This is a genomic window from Coprococcus sp. AF19-8AC, assembly GCF_003603115.1.
Taxonomy (GTDB): Bacteria; Bacillota; Clostridia; order Lachnospirales; family Lachnospiraceae; genus Coprococcus; species Coprococcus aceti.
Genome location: NZ_QTMI01000006.1, coordinates 115,480 through 132,529, shown reverse-complemented (window position 1 = coordinate 132,529; position 17,050 = coordinate 115,480). Strand labels below are relative to the sequence as shown.

The 17,050-nt window shown below is 40.7% G+C and carries 17 protein-coding genes; 14 read left to right on the top strand and 3 right to left on the bottom strand.

Going from position 1 to position 17,050, the window contains the following annotated elements; translation table 11 throughout:
• Positions 1-51 precede the first annotated feature (51 nt).
• Positions 52-1,791 carry a hypothetical protein gene (locus tag DWX57_RS13365; protein ID WP_120124686.1) on the top strand — a complete coding sequence of 580 codons (1,740 nt, stop codon included), beginning with the start codon at positions 52-54 and terminating at the stop codon, positions 1,789-1,791.
• On the opposite strand, the gene DWX57_RS13360 is transcribed toward DWX57_RS13365, so the two are convergent.
• Complete coding sequence (locus DWX57_RS13360) at positions 1,781-3,001, bottom strand: amino acid hydroxymethyltransferase (RefSeq protein WP_120124684.1); 1,221 nt, start codon at positions 2,999-3,001, stop codon at positions 1,781-1,783. The two genes, DWX57_RS13365 and DWX57_RS13360, sit on opposite strands and share 11 nt — an antisense overlap.
• A 139-nt stretch (positions 3,002-3,140) precedes the next feature.
• Positions 3,141-4,061: a tyrosine-type recombinase/integrase gene (locus tag DWX57_RS13355; protein ID WP_120124681.1), complete on the bottom strand. Its 921-nt coding sequence runs from the start codon at positions 4,059-4,061 to the stop codon at positions 3,141-3,143.
• A 333-nt stretch (positions 4,062-4,394) separates the two neighbouring features.
• On the opposite strand from DWX57_RS13355, the gene DWX57_RS13350 reads away from it, so the two are divergent.
• From DWX57_RS13350 to DWX57_RS13310, 9 genes are all read left to right on the top strand, one after another.
• Entirely contained in the window at positions 4,395-4,829 is a 435-nt protein-coding gene (locus DWX57_RS13350; RefSeq protein WP_243106241.1) for a DNA-damage-inducible protein D, read from the top strand.
• 148 nt (positions 4,830-4,977) lie between these two features.
• A complete protein-coding gene (locus DWX57_RS13345; RefSeq protein WP_120124679.1) occupies positions 4,978-5,769 on the top strand; it encodes a metallophosphoesterase in 792 nt (263 codons plus the stop codon).
• Between the two features lie 237 nt (positions 5,770-6,006).
• Positions 6,007-6,441: an Hsp20/alpha crystallin family protein gene (locus tag DWX57_RS13340; protein ID WP_118017275.1), complete on the top strand. Its 435-nt coding sequence runs from the start codon at positions 6,007-6,009 to the stop codon at positions 6,439-6,441.
• 162 nt (positions 6,442-6,603) lie between these two features.
• A complete protein-coding gene (locus DWX57_RS13335) occupies positions 6,604-7,257 on the top strand; it encodes an HAD family hydrolase (RefSeq protein ID WP_055146549.1) in 654 nt (217 codons plus the stop codon).
• Positions 7,258-7,260: 3 nt separating this feature from the next.
• A complete protein-coding gene (gene pdxR, locus DWX57_RS13330) occupies positions 7,261-8,724 on the top strand; it encodes a MocR-like pyridoxine biosynthesis transcription factor PdxR (RefSeq protein WP_120124676.1) in 1,464 nt (487 codons plus the stop codon).
• Between the two features lie 74 nt (positions 8,725-8,798).
• A complete protein-coding gene (locus DWX57_RS13325) occupies positions 8,799-9,131 on the top strand; it encodes a cupin domain-containing protein (protein ID WP_120124674.1) in 333 nt (110 codons plus the stop codon).
• A gap of 309 nt (positions 9,132-9,440) precedes the next feature.
• Positions 9,441-10,025: an anthranilate synthase component II gene (locus DWX57_RS13320; RefSeq protein WP_022216626.1), complete on the top strand. Its 585-nt coding sequence runs from the start codon at positions 9,441-9,443 to the stop codon at positions 10,023-10,025.
• 10 nt (positions 10,026-10,035) lie between these two features.
• Positions 10,036-11,439 (top strand): aminodeoxychorismate synthase component I, encoded by a 1,404-nt coding sequence (gene pabB / locus DWX57_RS13315; RefSeq protein WP_120124671.1) that lies wholly within the window; start codon positions 10,036-10,038, stop codon positions 11,437-11,439.
• Positions 11,440-11,473: 34 nt separating this feature from the next.
• A complete protein-coding gene (locus tag DWX57_RS13310) occupies positions 11,474-12,247 on the top strand; it encodes an aminotransferase class IV (protein WP_120124668.1) in 774 nt (257 codons plus the stop codon).
• Positions 12,248-12,261: 14 nt separating this feature from the next.
• On the opposite strand, the gene tsaA is transcribed toward DWX57_RS13310, so the two are convergent.
• On the bottom strand, positions 12,262-12,975 hold the full coding sequence (tsaA, locus tag DWX57_RS13305; RefSeq protein ID WP_120124666.1) for a tRNA (N6-threonylcarbamoyladenosine(37)-N6)-methyltransferase TrmO: 714 nt from the start codon (positions 12,973-12,975) through the stop codon (positions 12,262-12,264).
• A gap of 448 nt (positions 12,976-13,423) precedes the next feature.
• Between tsaA and DWX57_RS13295 the strand changes: the two genes are divergently transcribed.
• The 4 genes from DWX57_RS13295 to pstB all read left to right on the top strand — a co-directional run bounded on the left by DWX57_RS13295 (position 13,424) and on the right by pstB (position 17,042).
• On the top strand, positions 13,424-14,317 hold the full coding sequence (locus tag DWX57_RS13295) for a substrate-binding domain-containing protein (RefSeq protein ID WP_118017291.1): 894 nt from the start codon (positions 13,424-13,426) through the stop codon (positions 14,315-14,317).
• A gap of 7 nt (positions 14,318-14,324) precedes the next feature.
• Positions 14,325-15,176 carry a phosphate ABC transporter permease subunit PstC gene (gene pstC, locus DWX57_RS13290; RefSeq protein WP_015533776.1) on the top strand — a complete coding sequence of 284 codons (852 nt, stop codon included), beginning with the start codon at positions 14,325-14,327 and terminating at the stop codon, positions 15,174-15,176.
• Positions 15,177-16,181: a phosphate ABC transporter permease PstA gene (gene pstA, locus DWX57_RS13285; protein WP_243106240.1), complete on the top strand. Its 1,005-nt coding sequence runs from the start codon at positions 15,177-15,179 to the stop codon at positions 16,179-16,181. It begins immediately after the preceding gene.
• Positions 16,182-16,283: 102 nt separating this feature from the next.
• Complete coding sequence (pstB, locus tag DWX57_RS13280; protein WP_120124661.1) at positions 16,284-17,042, top strand: phosphate ABC transporter ATP-binding protein PstB; 759 nt, start codon at positions 16,284-16,286, stop codon at positions 17,040-17,042.
• Positions 17,043-17,050: the final 8 nt, after the last annotated feature.

Genomic DNA, 17,050 nt, shown 5'->3' with positions numbered 1-17,050 from the left:
GGATAATCAAGTATTATCAGTCATTTAGGGGAAAATGGGAGGAAGAATACCATGAATAAAACAAAATGTTTATATATATCATTGGGGGTTCTTGCTATAATCGCTACCATAGTGGGATTTAGAGCATATAATAATATATGGGTTGGAGTGCTTTCAGCAGTTATAGTTGTAATTCCATCTATATATTCGGTAATTCCACTTATTATTGAACAACACAAATCAAAGAATGCTAGAAAAAATAGATTGACTGAATCAATATTTACTGATAGAAAAAACGATTTAGAGGATATCATCCGCATTTTAAACATTAATGAACATTGTGTTGAAATAGCAGGAAACGAAGAACAATGCGGAAAAAGTTGGATGGCTAAAAGACTGTGTGATTTTATTAATAATCCTAAGGATTCAGAATTTAAAAATATACAGTACAAATGTCAATATATAAAGGCAGATTATTTGGATATGGATAGTTTAACAGCTAAAGAATTTGACAAATATTTTATAGATAATATTATTACAAGTAAGAATGTATTAATCTTTGATAATGTTGAAAAAATTAGTGCTATTTTAGACAAACAAAAACAGTTCCATTTTCAAATGATTTATATTTTAAAAAATAAAATTAATTTAGCACTGACAACACATACTATGTCTGAATTTCCACAAAATAATATTAATGAATTGCAAAATAAAATAAGCAAAATATATCCTAATATTAGTACACTTACACAATTAGAAATCAATACACTTTTCCAATTAACAGATGGAAATATTGGACGAATCACAGCATTGCTTAGTGAACAAAAAGGTGTATCATGGATTAAAGATATATCAAATAAAACACCAACTGAATATGAAAAATGTCTTCATAAGATAGAAATAGATATTATTGTAGGAAAGTATCAAATAGCTAGAGATAATTTGAGAAAGTTCGAGGTGGAATATAAGAATAATTTTAGTAATAATATGCATTTAACCTATAAATATAACCTTATACTTTCAAACTGCGAGCATATGTTAAACCAATATGAAACAGCACTAGCAACATTATCTATTATTGAAATACCATCATATAAAAAATATAATCAAAAATATGAAATTGAATTACATAAGGCACATTATAATAAGCACCTATGGCATTGTAATGAAGCACTTGAAATATTAGACAGTATTAAAGACAATTCTTTTGCAGCTTTAGTTGATTCACTTGGTATCTTGGCAGCTAAATATTTTATAAATGATTTAAGCGTTCCATATTCTTCCGATGATTCACTTAAAGAATTTAAAAAGAAATTTTTCAATGCATCAAATAGTTCTTTGAATTGTACTGATTTTGACAATTATAAATTAAAACGCTATAAACCGATATTTATTTTCTATGATAAAAAGCCGTCAAAAGAAGAGATGTTAATTCAATGCATTGATGAAGTTATTAAAGTATATGAGGGAGAAAATAATCGACTAAGGGCAAATGCGTATTTTATTAAAGCTGAAATATATAGATTGTATAAACAATATGACAAATCTGTGATTGAATACAAACATTGCATGGATGTAACTATCGATAATAATATTCGTCTTCAAACTAATTTGATTATGTATTATTTAATCAAAGTAAAGGGACTTAATTTGGATTATGAATTAATGCCTGATAATGAAATTAATAATCTATGCCAAGATAATGCATATTCTTGTATAGTGCGGCATAGGATAAGAAATATTGAATTAGGGGATCCAAATGCCGCAGAAATACAAGAACAAATAGATACAAGAATTATGCCTATTTTATAGATATATCCTCAAATGTGAAAGCTGGGGTTTTCAATAAAATTAATTTATTTCTGTAATATAGAATATCTTTCTCATTATGGTTTTTTATAGCATATAATAGTTGTGCCAGCATTTTAACATCACCAAATTTCCAATTATAGCGAGCAATTTCCTGAGTACCTATTCTTATGCCATCATTAGCAAATAAACGTTTATGTTTTTTATTTAATGTAATATTATAGTTTTCAGCTGTTTGATAAAATTCATTAGTATCTAAACTATTCATCAAAATAAATAATTGATGCGTATATGTATATTTGTTACTTTTCAATTTTGCAATATTAAAACCTAAATTAGAAAGTTCTTCAGCAAGTTGATTTGCTATTTTTACAGTTAAATTTTGATAGGATTTTCCAAACTTTTCTTGTTCAATAAGTGCAAGTAATAAAGCCGCTATATGATTTGGTTGAGTATTTCTTAAATAATTGGGAGTAATATTTTTTTGCAGTTGTTGTTGGTAATTACTACAATTGGTCATAATAAGTCCACATGCAGGTGCAGGTAATGTTTTGTGTGTGCCACCAATTAATACTATATTATTGATATATTCTAAGGGATTTTCCAACACCCCAGCGGCAATAAGACCAAGAGTTTGTGTTCCATCATAAATAATTCCCATTGAATCAGGTAATGATATTTTAGACATATCAGGTGGATTAATAATATCTGACTGACAGAATATTAAGAATTTGTATAATCCAGATTTACATAAATTATTTAATTCTTTGTAATTAATTTGATAATTATCATAATCATAAGGAATTGCTTCATAATTAACGCCAAGTTTTTCTAGAATAATAGGTATAGAGGCATGACCACCTTGATCTGGAGTGGTTATAAGAACGGAGTCAGTATTCTTTAATAGCGACATTGCACATATGGTAAAACAATTAATTCCTGTCACTGTATCTGCATTAGTATACTTAGCATTAAATAATAGCTGACATTCTTTCTTTAATAATTCATTTAATCTAAATACATATGTTCCTCCGATAAAAGAATTAGTGCCATTTGAATCTACAAATGAATATTTCCCTTCATAATTAGAAATTAGTGCCTGTTTAGAAAAATCAGAAATGTATGTTTCAGCTGCACAAAGTGGAATTTTATTCTTTTCAAATTCATTCAATTCTCTACATAGTTCTTTATATTCTTCAAGTATCTCGCTCATTTGCATTCCTCCCATTTTCCCCTAAATGACTGATAATACTTGATTATCCGTATAAATACCACCGCTGCCGAGGTTGATTAAAGGCGCAAAATGAAAACAAAGCATATCCCTCGAAAGATAATATGCTTTGCTCACATAACTAAATATTAAAATTATTTCTCGGATGTTTAGTTGCCAAAATACTTCGCTGTTTAGCCAACGCAACGTGAGTATAAATCTCAGTGATGTTGATGGAGCTGTGCCCCAGCATTTCCTGAATATAGCGGATGTCCACATCAGCTTCCAGCAGACTGGTTGCAAAAGTATGTCTGAACATATGTGGAGTTATGTGTAGATCGATTGCGGCAAGAGCGGTATATTTATTTATCATTCTGCGGACAGTCTGATCGGTCAGTGACCGACCGGATTGATTTGCAAAGAAGTGATTGCAATTCATTATCTCGGAATGAAAATCAACTTCATATTTGTTCAGTATACTTATGACAGACGGATTTCCTATCTGAAGTCGGCGCTCTTTATCACCCTTGCCATATATAAGGATGCTTCCATCGTACAGGTTGATATCGTTGACTTTCAGCGCACAGAGTTCAGAAATTCGCATGCCGGTTGCAAATAAAAGTTCAATAACGGCTGCGTCTCTCAGAGAATTCCTTCTTTGATAGATAGTTTTGGCACAATTAAGCTGTTCATAAATGGTGGACAAAATTGTTTCAACGGTGTGAAGTGGAATGGTCTTGGGTAATATTACGGGCTCTCGAAATTTGAGCTGCAGTTTATTGAACGGATTTCTATCCAGGATTTCCTTGTATTCAAGATAGTGAAAAAATGCTTTTGCAGATGCAATTTTACGTTTTACGGTCTTGGGCTTGTATTTATTATGAAGTTCACCGATGTAATTCTCCAATATACTGGTGGAAACGTCGGTGATGTCAGATGAGCAAAGATAGTCTGAGAATTGCTTTAGATCGATCTTATACGCTTTCAGAGTTTTTTCATCAAGGCATTTCTGTTTACCACAGTATTCCAAATAGTTTTTTATCAATGTTTGCATGTTGTCCATAGTTGATCTCCTTTGTATGTATTTGTCAGAATTATATGGTACAGGAAAAACGTAGGAAAGTAATTGAGACTGCTAAATTTGGCGTAAATAATAAAAAATACGGGAATCAAGTAGTGCTTAAGGTGTAACTATGATAAAATTATTATGGTAATTGTGAAGATATCAAACATGTTTGTGAAGATGGAAGTGAATATTGGAGTGCGAGAGAACTTGACCCGGCACTTGATTATGTACAGTGGAGAAATTTTGAAAAGGTAATAAAAAGAGCGATGATTGCATGTGAGAATAGTGGACATAGGGTTTCTGACGATTTTGCTGAGGTCAGCAAAATCGTTGAAGCAGGAATTACGTCGAAACCAACCTCATAATGCTGGAGTAATAACAAATGAAGAATTTGCTTTTTCCCAAAATGCAGGTTATATGGGTCTGTATGGAGGACTTGATGTAGACGATATCCATTCAAGAAAACAGTTAGAAGTTGGGCAAAAAATACTTGACTATATGGGAAGTACGGAGTTGATCGCCAACTTGTTTCGTATATCTCAGACAGAAGAAAAGTTGAGGAAAGACAAAATACAAGGCGATGATAAGGCAACATCAGTTCATTATAATGTTGGAAAAGAAGTGCGCACTGCAATAGAAAAGATTGGTGGCACGATGCCTGAAGATCTTCCAACGCCAGAAAAAAGTATTCAACAGATCGAGAAAGAACAAATGGAACGATTAAAGTTGAAGGCGAAGAAAGGAAAGCTAATGCTTGATGAATGAGCGCTGGACTATTTGGCGATATTGGAAAGCACAAGCATTATATGTCCTGACCAGACATTTACTCAGACTTTACTTTCAGATGGTGTTGACATTTACAGAAATAAGTCTAGTATATGTTCGATATGAAGTATGATATTGGAGGATAGATATGGGCAGTTATGTAATATCGGACATCCACGGATGTTATGACGAGCTGATCCGGATGCTTGAGAAGATAAATTTAGAGGACAGTGACACTCTGATATGTGCCGGGGATTATGTAGATAAGGGGCCAAAGAACGCCGAGGTGCTGGAATGGATAATGAATGTCCCGCCAAATGTCATTCTGCTGCGCGGCAATCACGATGAGGACTTTGCACAGAATATAGAGGCGATGAGGATCATCAGCTACAAAATGGATCTCGACAGGGATAGCCTGCAGGACACGAAAACTTTGTACCGGTCGATGAAAAAGCTTGCGAAAAAAGATGACAGCGTAAAGTTTGACCGCTGTGAGACGGCATATGAGCTGATAGAATCCGGATATACTTTCGAACAGCTTTGCATATGGGCGGATCGGATAAAGAGCATGCCGTATCTGTATGAAACAGAAGTGTCTGGCAGGAAATGCATAGTAGTTCATGCCGGATACATCAGGAGGCTTGACACGCCGGAACTTAAGGCCAGGTACAGCTCAAGGGAAGAGTTCTATATGAATGCCAGGGGTGATGGATTTACAGATGGTGGCATCATGTACGGCATGGTAGTGGCGGGGCATACTCCTACGACCAAAGAGGAAGAATTTGCGTATAACGATGGACAGGTATTTCGAAGGTATGATGAGGAACGGGACTTTTTGTTCTATGACATTGACTGTGGATGTTGGATGAGAAACATAGGAAAGGAGAACGCCAGACTTGCGTGTCTCAGGCTTGAGGATGAAAAGGTGTTTTATGTGTGAGGGTGTGAAGTCCTGATTTAGTGGACTTCACAATTTTTTCACAAAATTCATTAGCACTCGGTATTGACGAGTGCTAACAGAAGTGATATAACATAATTAGTCAAAGGAAAGAGCTTCTAAATAGAAATTAACGATAAGCCTTGAAGCGATCCTTTGAAAAGGAAACGAAATTATTAACATGTATATACCTGATGCGATAAAGGCAGAGGGGATAGATATTGGAAGGAGAGATGACTTATGTTAATGCCTAGTATTATTGGAGATAGCTTTTTAGATGATTTCTTTGGATATCCTGAGAGGACTTATGCAGCACCAAAGCAGACTCAGATGAATGGATTTATGCAGGCTGATGTAGCCGAGAGTGAGGATGCATACACAGTTGAGATGAATCTCCCAGGAGTTAAGAAAGAGAATGTGAAGATTGAGCTCAAGGATGGATATCTGATCGTGAACGCTTCTACAAAGAGTGAGACTACAGAGGAGGATAAGAAGACAAAGTACATCCGCAAGGAGCGTTACAGTGGCTCGGGCAGCAGAACCTTCTATGTTGGCAAGGATTTGACTCAGGAAGACATCAAGGCCAAGTTTGAGGACGGGGTGCTTAAGCTCACAGTTCCAAAGATTGAGAAGAAGCCTGAAGAGCCAAAGTCAAAGTATATAACAATTGAATAAATATACGATAGATGATTACTTTCATTTGTATATAAAAGTCCGGCGCAGGAACCTCCCTCCTGTGCCGGATTTTTTTGTGGCGTCATTGTTGATTGACAACCTTAACTCACAGATTATAATGGGAATAAGCATAAATACAAATATGACAAGGAGATGTACGACATGAGATATAAGGCAGCGATATTTGATATGGACGGAACAATACTTAATACTTTGGAGGACCTGACGGACAGTACCAACTATGCGCTTGCTCATCACGGATTTCCGGAGAGAACTATAGATGAGGTTAGAAGATTTGTTGGGAATGGCATACGAAAGCTCATTGAGAGAGCTGTGCCGGCGGGAACTGATGTGGCAACGATAGATAAGGTGTTTGATACATTTGCTTCTTATTATAAGGAGCACAGTGCCATCAAGACCAGACCATATGACGGAATACATGATGCCATCGCAAAGCTCAGGGCAGCAGGTGTGAAGACTGCGGTCGTGTCCAACAAGGCAGATTTCGCAGTCCAGGATCTGTGTGTTGACTATTTCCCGGGAATGTTTGATTTCGCACTTGGTGAGAAGTCTGGCATAGCCAAGAAACCGGCACCTGACATGGTGGAGGAGTGCCTCAGAACGCTTGGTCTTGAGAAGAAGGATGTCGTATATATAGGTGACTCTGACGTGGATCTTGCCACAGCAAGAAATTCGGGAACAGATGTCATCATGGTCGGCTGGGGATTCAGAGACGAGGAGTTCATCATGAGCCTTGGCGCACCATTTGTCATACATGACACACAGAAGATCGTTGATATAGTATTGGGAGAGTAGTGGATGCTTACATATTCATTTGACGACAGAGGGATGGATTTCCTCTATGAGCATTTGTACAAAGAGATAAAAAATGACATATTGATGGGAAATCTTAAAGCCCATGAGAAGCTGCCGTCAAAGAGGACACTTGCAGCTCATCTGAATGTGAGCGTGGTAACAGTGGAGAATGCCTATAGCCAGCTCCTGGCGGAGGGGTATATTTATTCCAAGCCGAAGAGCGGGTTCTATGTGTGTGATGTGAAGGCCGAGGATGCGGATGTTGTGGGAGTGCGCAATGCCTGCTATACCAGTGGATCGGAAGACCATGTGACAGAGCATTCTCATGTGATCAGGGAACACGCAGAATCCCCTGACCAGAACAGGTTCTTTGCCGACTTTGTGAACAATTCCACCCTCAGTGAGAACTTCCCATTTTCGACATGGACGAAGCTCATGAGGGAGACGATGATGGATGACCGGGAAAAGCTTATGAAGAGATCGCCGTCTGGTGGGATATTTGAACTCAGAAAGGCCATTGCGGATTATCTCTATCAGTTCAGGGGGATGTCTGTAAGCCCAAACCAGATCATAGTCGGCGCGGGAACGGAATATCTGTATGGTCTTATCATACAGCTTCTCGGCAGGGACAGCGTATACGGTGTGGAGAATCCGGGATATCAGAAGATACAGCACATATACGATGCATATCAAGTGAAATGCTGTTATATAGACATGGATGAGAGCGGTGTCAACATAGATTCGCTAGAGCGGTCCGGGGCTGATGTGGTGCATATATCACCGTCACACCATTTCCCTACGGGAACTGTCACTCCGGCGAGCAGGAGATATGAACTGCTGGGCTGGGCGGCAAAGCAGAAGGGCAGATATATCATAGAGGATGAATATGACAGTGAATTCCGTCTGGTGGGCAATCCGATCCCAGCACTTCAGAGTATAGATGCCTCAGATAAGGTCATATACATGAATACATTTTCAAAAAGTTTGTCATCAACCATACGAATAAGCTACATGGTATTGCCAATACCGCTCATGGTAAGGTATAATCATGTACTAAGCTTTTATGCGTGTACGGTGTCGAATTTTGATCAGTATACACTCACAAGGTTTATCCAGGAGGGGTATCTGGAAAAGCACATCAACAGGATGAGAAAGTTTTACAGGAACAGCAGGGACAGGATACTTGGTTGTATCAGGAGTCACAGGCTGTATCCACAGGTAACGATAAAGGAAGAGAATGCAGGTCTTCATTTCCTTATGGAGATCGACACGTCATACACGGACAGAGAGATGGTGGACAGGGCTGCCGCGGCAGGAATCAACATATCCAGCCTCAGCCAGTACTGCCACGGAAAAGAGCAGGAGGACAGCCACACGCTGGTTATCAATTATTCGGGTATAGAAGAAGATATAATAGAGGAAGCCTGTGACAGACTTCTTGAGAGTGTGGTGCGCTTGACGACATAGCACGCAGACGCCGCGCGGAGCGTATTATATGCGTTTGCAGGATTTTTTCGTATTTTTCGTAAGGAGGACAACAGATGAAGATATCATTCGATTCACTTGAGGAGCAGAATATTCAGAACTTTAAGGGCGGTGAAGGCGTATTCAAGCCATGCATGCACGTAGGCAATTACAACAAGATCATGAGGGCAACACTTCCAGCAGGAAGCTCCATTGGCCTGCACACACATGACACCAACAGCGAGATCATATTTATCATCTCAGGAGTTGGAACCATGGAGTATGACGACACCATGGAGATACTCAATCCGGGCGACTGCCATTATTGCCCACCGGGACACAGCCATAGTCTGAAGAACAACGGCGATGAGGATCTGGTGTTCTATGCTGTAGTGCCAGAGCACAACTAGTTGGAACAACAATATATTTAAAGAAACAAAGGGCGTTGATATGGAACTATCATCGTCCTTTTTCCATACCACTTTACTCTGGAGATGACAGTCCTTGGAACATCAGCTTTTTATGAATGACATGGATGGACTGCGCAAAAACAGCAAAGGCATTTGCTTTCTGCGGTCAGATATGTTAGAATCTGTAAAAATCAAAGATAAAAATAACGTGCAGATTACGGACCGAAAAGGATAACGACTGTGCATGCTTTGGCATGCCGGCTGTTATCCTTTTTGTGTTTTATAGTGATTGCGGATAAGGAGAAGTGCATGTATCTGATGATAGACAATTTTGATTCGTTTGTATATAACCTGAAGGCGTATTTTGAGGAAATGGGAAGATGTGTGACCGTAAAAAGGTGCGATCGGATATCTCTGCATGATGTGGAAGATCTGGAGCCGGAGGGCATAATACTTTCACCGGGACCCGGGCGGCCATGGGAGGCAAAAATGTGTGTGGATGTTGTGAACATGTATAAGGGGAAGATTCCGATACTTGGAGTCTGCCTTGGACATCAGATACTTGGGTATTGTGCGGGCGCCATTGTTGAAAAAGGAAAGATGCCAATGCATGGAAAGGTGACAGAGATACATACCTGTGGAACAGGTCTGTTCGCGCGGCTGCCGGAAAGCTTTCATGTCACAAGGTACCACTCATTGGTAATAAATGGAAGTAGTCTGCCGGATGATTACCGGGTGGATGCTATATCCGAGGATGGTGCAGTTATGGGAATATCACACAGAAGGCTGCCGTTGTACGGGGTGCAGTTTCACCCGGAAGCGGTACTTACGGAGTATGGTCATGATATATTGTATAATTTTTGTATAGCGGCGGAGAAGTTTAATTGCAGATAAGGAGTCATATATGAGCAGTATGAGGCGAGTGGTAAAAAAACTTGACAGATATGTGTGTGCAGCTGATGTTTTTGAAATATATGAGGATGAGACAGGAATAGCATTTCTTGACTCATCCCTTGTGAATAATCTGGGACACTATTCGATCATTGGGAGATGCCCATATCTCAGGCTTGTTAAGAATGGGGATACATTTGAGGTTAATGGAGATTCTGAAAAGAATATAACATTTGAAGAATATATGAGACAGTATCTTGTACAGCATATGGATACGAGCCCGGAGAATTTGCCGATCGTATCAGGCGCGATAGGGTATGTATCCTACGATTATGGAATGGACAGGATGGGGATTGACTCCATCAATGAAGAGCTTGTGTCTGTTCCAGATGCAGTCATGACATTCTATGACTGTTTTGTTGTTGAAGATTGCCTAAAAAAAGAGACATATCTTGTGGCAAATGGGATAACAGGTGATGCACAGTCAAATATTGATGTAATGGAGAATGATATAGAGAAGTATTGCAACAGGGATGATCGGGAAAATGGGAATATAATTGGCAGGACGAGTGAAGATGTACAAAAGAGGAAGAAGTATAACTTGAATGTGTACGAAGAGTGCAGCAGGGAAGAATATGAGGACTCTATAAGAAGGCTGAAGGATCATATAACCGAGGGTGATGTATATGTTGCAAATATGACAAGGCATATGGTTATCGACAGTGATAAAAAGCCTCTGGACGTGTTCCATGACCTGAGAGTCAGCAATCCGTCGCCATTTGGTGGATATCTTGATCTGGGAGATTATCAGATAGTGAGCGCATCTCCTGAACGGTTCATGCAGATAAAGGATCGCCATGTGTATACCCGGCCGATAAAGGGGACGAGGAGACGAGGAGAGACTGTCAGGGAGGATGAGGCGCTCAGGAGGGAGCTTGAGAAATCACAGAAGGAAAAGAGCGAACTTCTGATGATTGTAGATCTTGAGAGAAATGACCTGAACCGTGTGTGCAGACCGGGAAGCGTAAAAGTGACTGAACTGTTTTCGATAGAAGAATATGCGACTGTTTTTCATCAGGTGGCAAATGTAGAAGGCGTGCTGCAGGATGGAGAAGATGTGATGTCTCTTCTTACTGCGGCGTTCCCGGGTGGTTCTGTTACAGGGGCGCCGAAACGCAGGGCTATGGAGATCACAGATGAACTTGAATGCGGAAAGAGAAATATTTACACCGGCTCCATTGGTTATATTACATTGGATGGAAAATGTGATTTTAATATAGTGATAAGAACTGTATTGTACAGAAATGGCAGGTATTATCTTGGCGTTGGAGGCGGTATTACTGCCGATTCAGATCCTGGTGCAGAGTATGAAGAGACGCGGGATAAGGCAAAAGCAATACTCAGTGCATTGCAGTAGCATTTGAAAATGATGAAAATGGGAGAAATGTAAAATGAATGTAAAAATGGATGATTGCTTTCAATTTGGTCTTGGAGCATTTGAAACTATAAGTGTGGTTGACGGCAGGCCGATATTTCTTGACAGGCATCTGAGACGCCTGGAAGATGCTGCAAGATTCCTGGATCTTGGCATGCCAGCAGAACGGGGCATAGACAGGATAACTGTGCTGAAATATCTGAGAAAGTGGATGAGTGAGCATGATTACAGAGATCGATCAGGTCATATGAGGCGATGTGCGTTAAAGATTATGCTGACTCAGGAAAATGTGGCTTTTTCAATGAGAGATAATCCTTACACCCCGGATATATACGAACGGGGGTTTGCAATGGACATAAGTAATGTTAGAAGAAATGAGACGTCGCCGTTCGTATATCATAAAACCATGAATTACGGAGACTGCATTCTTGAAAAAAGGCGGTCTGGCAAAGCTGGAATGGATGAACGGATCTTCCTGAATACAAAGGGACAGATATGCGAGGGTACGGTGAGCAATATATTTTTTGTGAGAGATGGCAGGATATACACACCCGCGATAGACTCAGGTCTTCTGCCTGGAACAGTAAGGGGGTATATCTGTGAATCAGAGGCGGTCACGCAGACGGTGATATTCCCTGATGAACTGTCATCATATCAGGAATGCTTTGTGACCAATTCCTTGATGGGGGTCATGCCGGTGAAACTACTGGAAAATATCAGCTTTGAGGAGAGGAGTGTCACTGCCAGGATGATGAGAAAATATCATAATTTTTCAGCTTTATGCCGGTAAAATGCCTTTTTGTATTATTGTGATCCGGGCTCAGCCAATTCGCATATGGTAAGAGTGTCACCAGATATGGTAAACCTTATATCGTATCCGCCGTACAGCATTCCATAGCGTCTGCCAGGTTCATCCTGATAGCCAGGCCTTGGATCCTGTGCAAGTATCTCTTTCAGGGCCTTGATCTGTGCACTTGAAAATATTGTTTCAAGTTTGACGGCGATATCGTCAGAGAAACACACAGACAGCTCCGGAATATCAAGAGAGTCTGTCCATCCCCCGGTCGCCTCTGGGTGGCTGTCTGTGTATGGCAGATAAGGCTTGATGTCGTACACAGGTGTACCATCCAGTATATCGGCTCCTGACACCACAAGCCCGTGTACACAGCCGGTTTCTTCATTATATATAACGTCCAAAAGCTTCACCGACGACAGTCCGATGTTGTTCGGCCTGAAAGGCGATCTGGTGGCAAAAACCCCCATCCGCTGGTTACCGCCCAGCTTTGGGGGTTTTACTGTTGCGGTAAAACCATTCTTGTGAGCCCTGGAGAAGTCCCACAGCAGCCATATGTGGGAGAATCCGTCAAGCCCTCTGAAAGCCTCTGCCTGATTGTACGGTGGAAGCATCTCTATAAAAGCGGTGGCGCAGTCTGTCAGACCGCTCTGCCTTGGAATGCCGAACTTTTCTTTATAGTCACATCTCACATATCCTATTACTTCTAAACTGGTATTTGTCATGTATATTTATCCCACTTTCTGGTTGTAATTTATAAGTTATGGCAGATTATTTACTGTACATTCAGCATGCATTGATTAACGCCGACTTTACATTCAATTTACATTGCGCTGGTTATGTATTTTACTTGTGCCATTTATCATAGTGCAAAGAAAAGAACGAAAGGCGCGCGAGTTCTTTTCCGGGAAATAAGCAAAGAATGATATGTCCCAATAATACAATATTTGCAAAGACCGGTTCAAGAGATAACCGGCACATGTAACAATTTTCGGAGAAAATTGTTATGCAGCATCAGCCATCGCCGATAGGCGATTTTGCATGGCTGATGTTCCAGAATACATGTAACAATTTTCGGAGAAAATTGTTATGCAGCATCAGCCATACCATAAAGCGATTTTGCATGGCTGATGTTCCAAGAAAGAATATGGACAAAGTAAGGAGAAGAAGAAAATGGTTAAATTAAAGAAAGTATTGGCAGTAACACTTGGAGCAGCACTTATGGTAGGAAGTCTTGCAGGCTGTGGAAATAATTCATCAAAGAGCGCAGATGGCGGATTCGATGCAGCACAGGATATATCAGTAGTATCAAGAGAGGAAGGCTCAGGAACAAGAGGAGCATTCGTAGAGCTCACAGGAGTTGAGGAGAAGGATGCAGATGGCAATAAGGTCGACAACACAACAACAAATGCCATCACATGCAACAGCACAGAGGTCGTACTCACAACAGTAGCAGGAGATGATTATGCAATCGGTTACATATCTCTCGGAGCACTCAACGATACAGTAAAGGCACTCAAGATCGGTGGAGTTGAGGCAAGTGAGGACAACATCAACAACGGTTCATACACCCTCTCAAGACCTTTCAATATCGTTACAAAGGATGGCATCAGCGATGTTGCACAGGATTTCATCAACTACATCATGAGCGAGGATGGACAGAAGATCATCTCAGCAAATAAGTACATCGAGGTTGCAAACAGCGGAGCATTTACTTCAACAAATCCAAAGGGCAAGATTGTTGTTGCAGGATCATCTTCAGTAACACCTGTTATGGAAAAACTTATCGAGGCATACAAGGCAATCAACACAAACGCTGACATCGAGCTTCAGGAGAGCGATTCAACAACAGGTATCACATCAACATCAGATGGAACATGCGACATAGGTATGGCATCACGTGAACTCAAGGATACAGAGACAGCACTTGGTCTCAAGGCAACAGTAATAGCAATGGACGGAATTGCAGTTATAGTAAATAACAACAACCCTGCTGAGGACTACACAGTAGATCAGGTCAAGGACATATTCACAGGTTCAGCAGCAAAGTGGGAGGACGTAAAGTAATCAGCTTATGCATAAACTTAAAGAAACAATTATGCATGTAGTATTCCTGATAGCGGCACTGGTATCCATTGCAGCAGTAGCACTCATATGTGTGTTCCTGTTTGTGAATGGAATACCGGCCATTAAAGAGATAGGCTTCGGGGATTTCACCCTTGGTGAGGTCTGGAAGCCTACAAATGGATACTACGGCATTCTTCCTTTCATATTAGGAAGTATATATGTAACAGCCGGAGCACTGATAATTGGAGTTCCGATAGGACTTCTGACAGCGATATATCTGGCAAAGTTTTGTCCCGACAGATTATATAAAGTTATAAAGCCATTTATCAATCTGATGGCCGGAATACCTTCGGTAGTATATGGATTCTTTGGAATGTGTGTGCTTGTACCGATGGTGAGAAGCATATTTGGAGTAAATGGAAATACGATGCTCACGGCATCAGTACTTCTTGGAATGATGATACTTCCAACTATCATCAGTGTATCAGAGACCTCAATAAGAGCGGTACCTGACAAATATTATCAGGGAGCTTTGGCACTTGGAGCAACACATGAGCGAAGCGTGTTCAAGACTGTTGTTCCTGCGGCAAAGTCAGGAGTTATGGCAGCGATTATCCTTGGTGTTGGCCGTGCAGTTGGAGAGACCATGGCGGTTATCATGGTAGCAGGAAACCAGGTTCATATGCCTGACGGAATACTGAGAGGCGTCAGAACACTCACCACAAATATAGTAATGGAGATGGGATATGCGACGGATCTGCACAGACAGGCTTTGATAGCAACGGGCGTGGTACTGTTCGTATTCATACTCATTATCAACCTCCTGTTCTCCATCATAAAGAGAAAGACGGTGGCATAGATGGCAGAGAGAGTAGAAGGAATAAATACCGTTGTCGCATGTGGCGATGACAGAACAAAAAATACAATAATCAGCACGAAAAAGACGGCACCTGAGGACGATCCCTCATCCATAGTTGATGTTGACAGCATAGAGGCTGTAAACAAGAGCACATGGTCTGAGAAATGGGCTGAGTACAGAAAGAAACCGGGATCATTCATAATGTTTATCCTTGTACATCTGGCAACGCTCATAACTGTGCTCTCCATAGGATTTCTGCTGGTGTATGTACTTGTAAAAGGAATTCCAAATCTTAATGCAGACATATTCAGCTGGGAATATACATCGGACAACTGTTCGCTGGTGCCGGCACTTATAAATACGGTTTACATGACGCTGCTGTCCCTCTTGATAGCAGGTCCGATAGGAATATTTGCAGCGATATATCTTGTGGAGTATGCAAAGACTGGCAACAAGCTGGTTGGGGTTGTGAGGATCACAGCGGAGACACTTACAGGAATACCTTCGATAGTATACGGACTTTTTGGAATGCTGTTTTTCACAAATGCGTGTGGACTTAGATTATCACTCATATCAGGTGCGTTAACCCTGGCGATAATGGTTCTTCCGGTCATAATGAGAACCACAGAGGAGGCACTTATGGCAGTGCCTAAGTCTTATAGAGAAGGAAGTTTTGGACTGGGAGCCGGAAAGCTCAGAACAGTATTCAAAGTAGTGCTTCCAAGTGCCGTTCCTGGAATACTGTCAGGAATCATACTTGCGACAGGACGTATCGTGGGCGAAACGGCAGCACTCATATACACAGCAGGATCGGTTGCAAAGATGGCGACAAAGCTTACCGATTCAACAAGAACTCTGGCGGTTCATATGTACCTTCTGTCAAAAGAAGGACTTCACACGGATCAGGGTTATGCGACAGCGGTTGTACTTCTTGTACTTGTAGTGCTTATCAACTATGCGTCCGACAAGATTGCAGGCAGGGTTGCAGCAGATAAAGCAAATTAAGTGATGTGTCAAGTTTTATATGAAAACTTGGCATGTAGCGCCAGCCATTTGCCGAAGGCAAATTTTGCATGGCTGGTGTTCAAAAAGAATGGAGAAAAATAGATGAATAATAACGTTAAGTTCAGCGTTAAAGATCTGAACCTCTATTATGGAAAGTTCCATGCCCTTAAGGGTATTGATATGGACATTCCGGCAAATGAGGTTACAGCGTTTATCGGACCATCAGGTTGTGGTAAGTCAACATTCCTTAAGTCGCTCAACAGAATGAATGATTTGGTAGAGGGATGCAAGATAACAGGTGATGTGAGGCTTGATGGAGAGGATATATACAGCGGAATGGATATTAACCTTTTGAGAAAGAGAGTTGGAATGGTGTTCCAGCAGCCGAATCCTTTTCCGATGAGTGTCTATGACAATATAGCATATGGTCCTAGAACACACGGCATAAGAAATCATGCAAAGCTTGATGAGATAGTTGAGAGATCCCTCAGACAGGCGGCAATATGGGATGAGCTTAAGGACAGACTGAAGAAATCAGCCCTGGGTCTTTCGGGTGGTCAGCAGCAGAGACTCTGTATAGCCAGAGCACTTGCAGTGGAGCCTGAGGTACTTCTCATGGATGAGCCTACATCTGCCCTTGATCCTATATCGACATCCAAGATAGAGGATCTGGTACTTGAACTGAAGGACAATTACACAATTATCATGGTTACGCATAACATGCAGCAGGCAACCAGAGTTGCGGACAACACAGCGTTCTTCCTTCTCGGAGAGGTCGTTGAGTACGCAGAGACAGAAAAGATGTTCAGCAAGCCGGCTGACAAGCGTACAGAGGATTACATCACCGGTAGATTTGGTTAGGAGGGACA

Excerpts from the sequence above, each read along its gene's own strand:
- DWX57_RS13335 (WP_055146549.1), top strand. The coding sequence starts at position 6,604 with ATGAGATATAAGGCAGCGATATTTGATATGGACGGAACAATACTTAAT.
- tsaA (WP_120124666.1), bottom strand. The coding sequence starts at position 12,975 with ATGACAAATACCAGTTTAGAAGTAATAGGATATGTGAGATGTGACTAT.
- DWX57_RS13365 (WP_120124686.1), top strand. The coding sequence starts at position 52 with ATGAATAAAACAAAATGTTTATATATATCATTGGGGGTTCTTGCTATA.
- DWX57_RS13295 (WP_118017291.1), top strand. The coding sequence starts at position 13,424 with ATGGTTAAATTAAAGAAAGTATTGGCAGTAACACTTGGAGCAGCACTT.
- pstC (WP_015533776.1), top strand. The coding sequence starts at position 14,325 with ATGCATAAACTTAAAGAAACAATTATGCATGTAGTATTCCTGATAGCG.
- DWX57_RS13325 (WP_120124674.1), top strand. The coding sequence starts at position 8,799 with ATGAAGATATCATTCGATTCACTTGAGGAGCAGAATATTCAGAACTTT.
- pstB (WP_120124661.1), top strand. The coding sequence starts at position 16,284 with ATGAATAATAACGTTAAGTTCAGCGTTAAAGATCTGAACCTCTATTAT.
- DWX57_RS13340 (WP_118017275.1), top strand. The coding sequence starts at position 6,007 with ATGTTAATGCCTAGTATTATTGGAGATAGCTTTTTAGATGATTTCTTT.
- DWX57_RS13310 (WP_120124668.1), top strand. The coding sequence starts at position 11,474 with ATGAATGTAAAAATGGATGATTGCTTTCAATTTGGTCTTGGAGCATTT.
- DWX57_RS13345 (WP_120124679.1), top strand. The coding sequence starts at position 4,978 with ATGGGCAGTTATGTAATATCGGACATCCACGGATGTTATGACGAGCTG.
- pabB (WP_120124671.1), top strand. The coding sequence starts at position 10,036 with ATGAGCAGTATGAGGCGAGTGGTAAAAAAACTTGACAGATATGTGTGT.
- DWX57_RS13360 (WP_120124684.1), bottom strand. The coding sequence starts at position 3,001 with ATGAGCGAGATACTTGAAGAATATAAAGAACTATGTAGAGAATTGAAT.
- pdxR (WP_120124676.1), top strand. The coding sequence starts at position 7,261 with ATGCTTACATATTCATTTGACGACAGAGGGATGGATTTCCTCTATGAG.
- DWX57_RS13355 (WP_120124681.1), bottom strand. The coding sequence starts at position 4,061 with ATGGACAACATGCAAACATTGATAAAAAACTATTTGGAATACTGTGGT.
- pstA (WP_243106240.1), top strand. The coding sequence starts at position 15,177 with ATGGCAGAGAGAGTAGAAGGAATAAATACCGTTGTCGCATGTGGCGAT.
- DWX57_RS13320 (WP_022216626.1), top strand. The coding sequence starts at position 9,441 with ATGTATCTGATGATAGACAATTTTGATTCGTTTGTATATAACCTGAAG.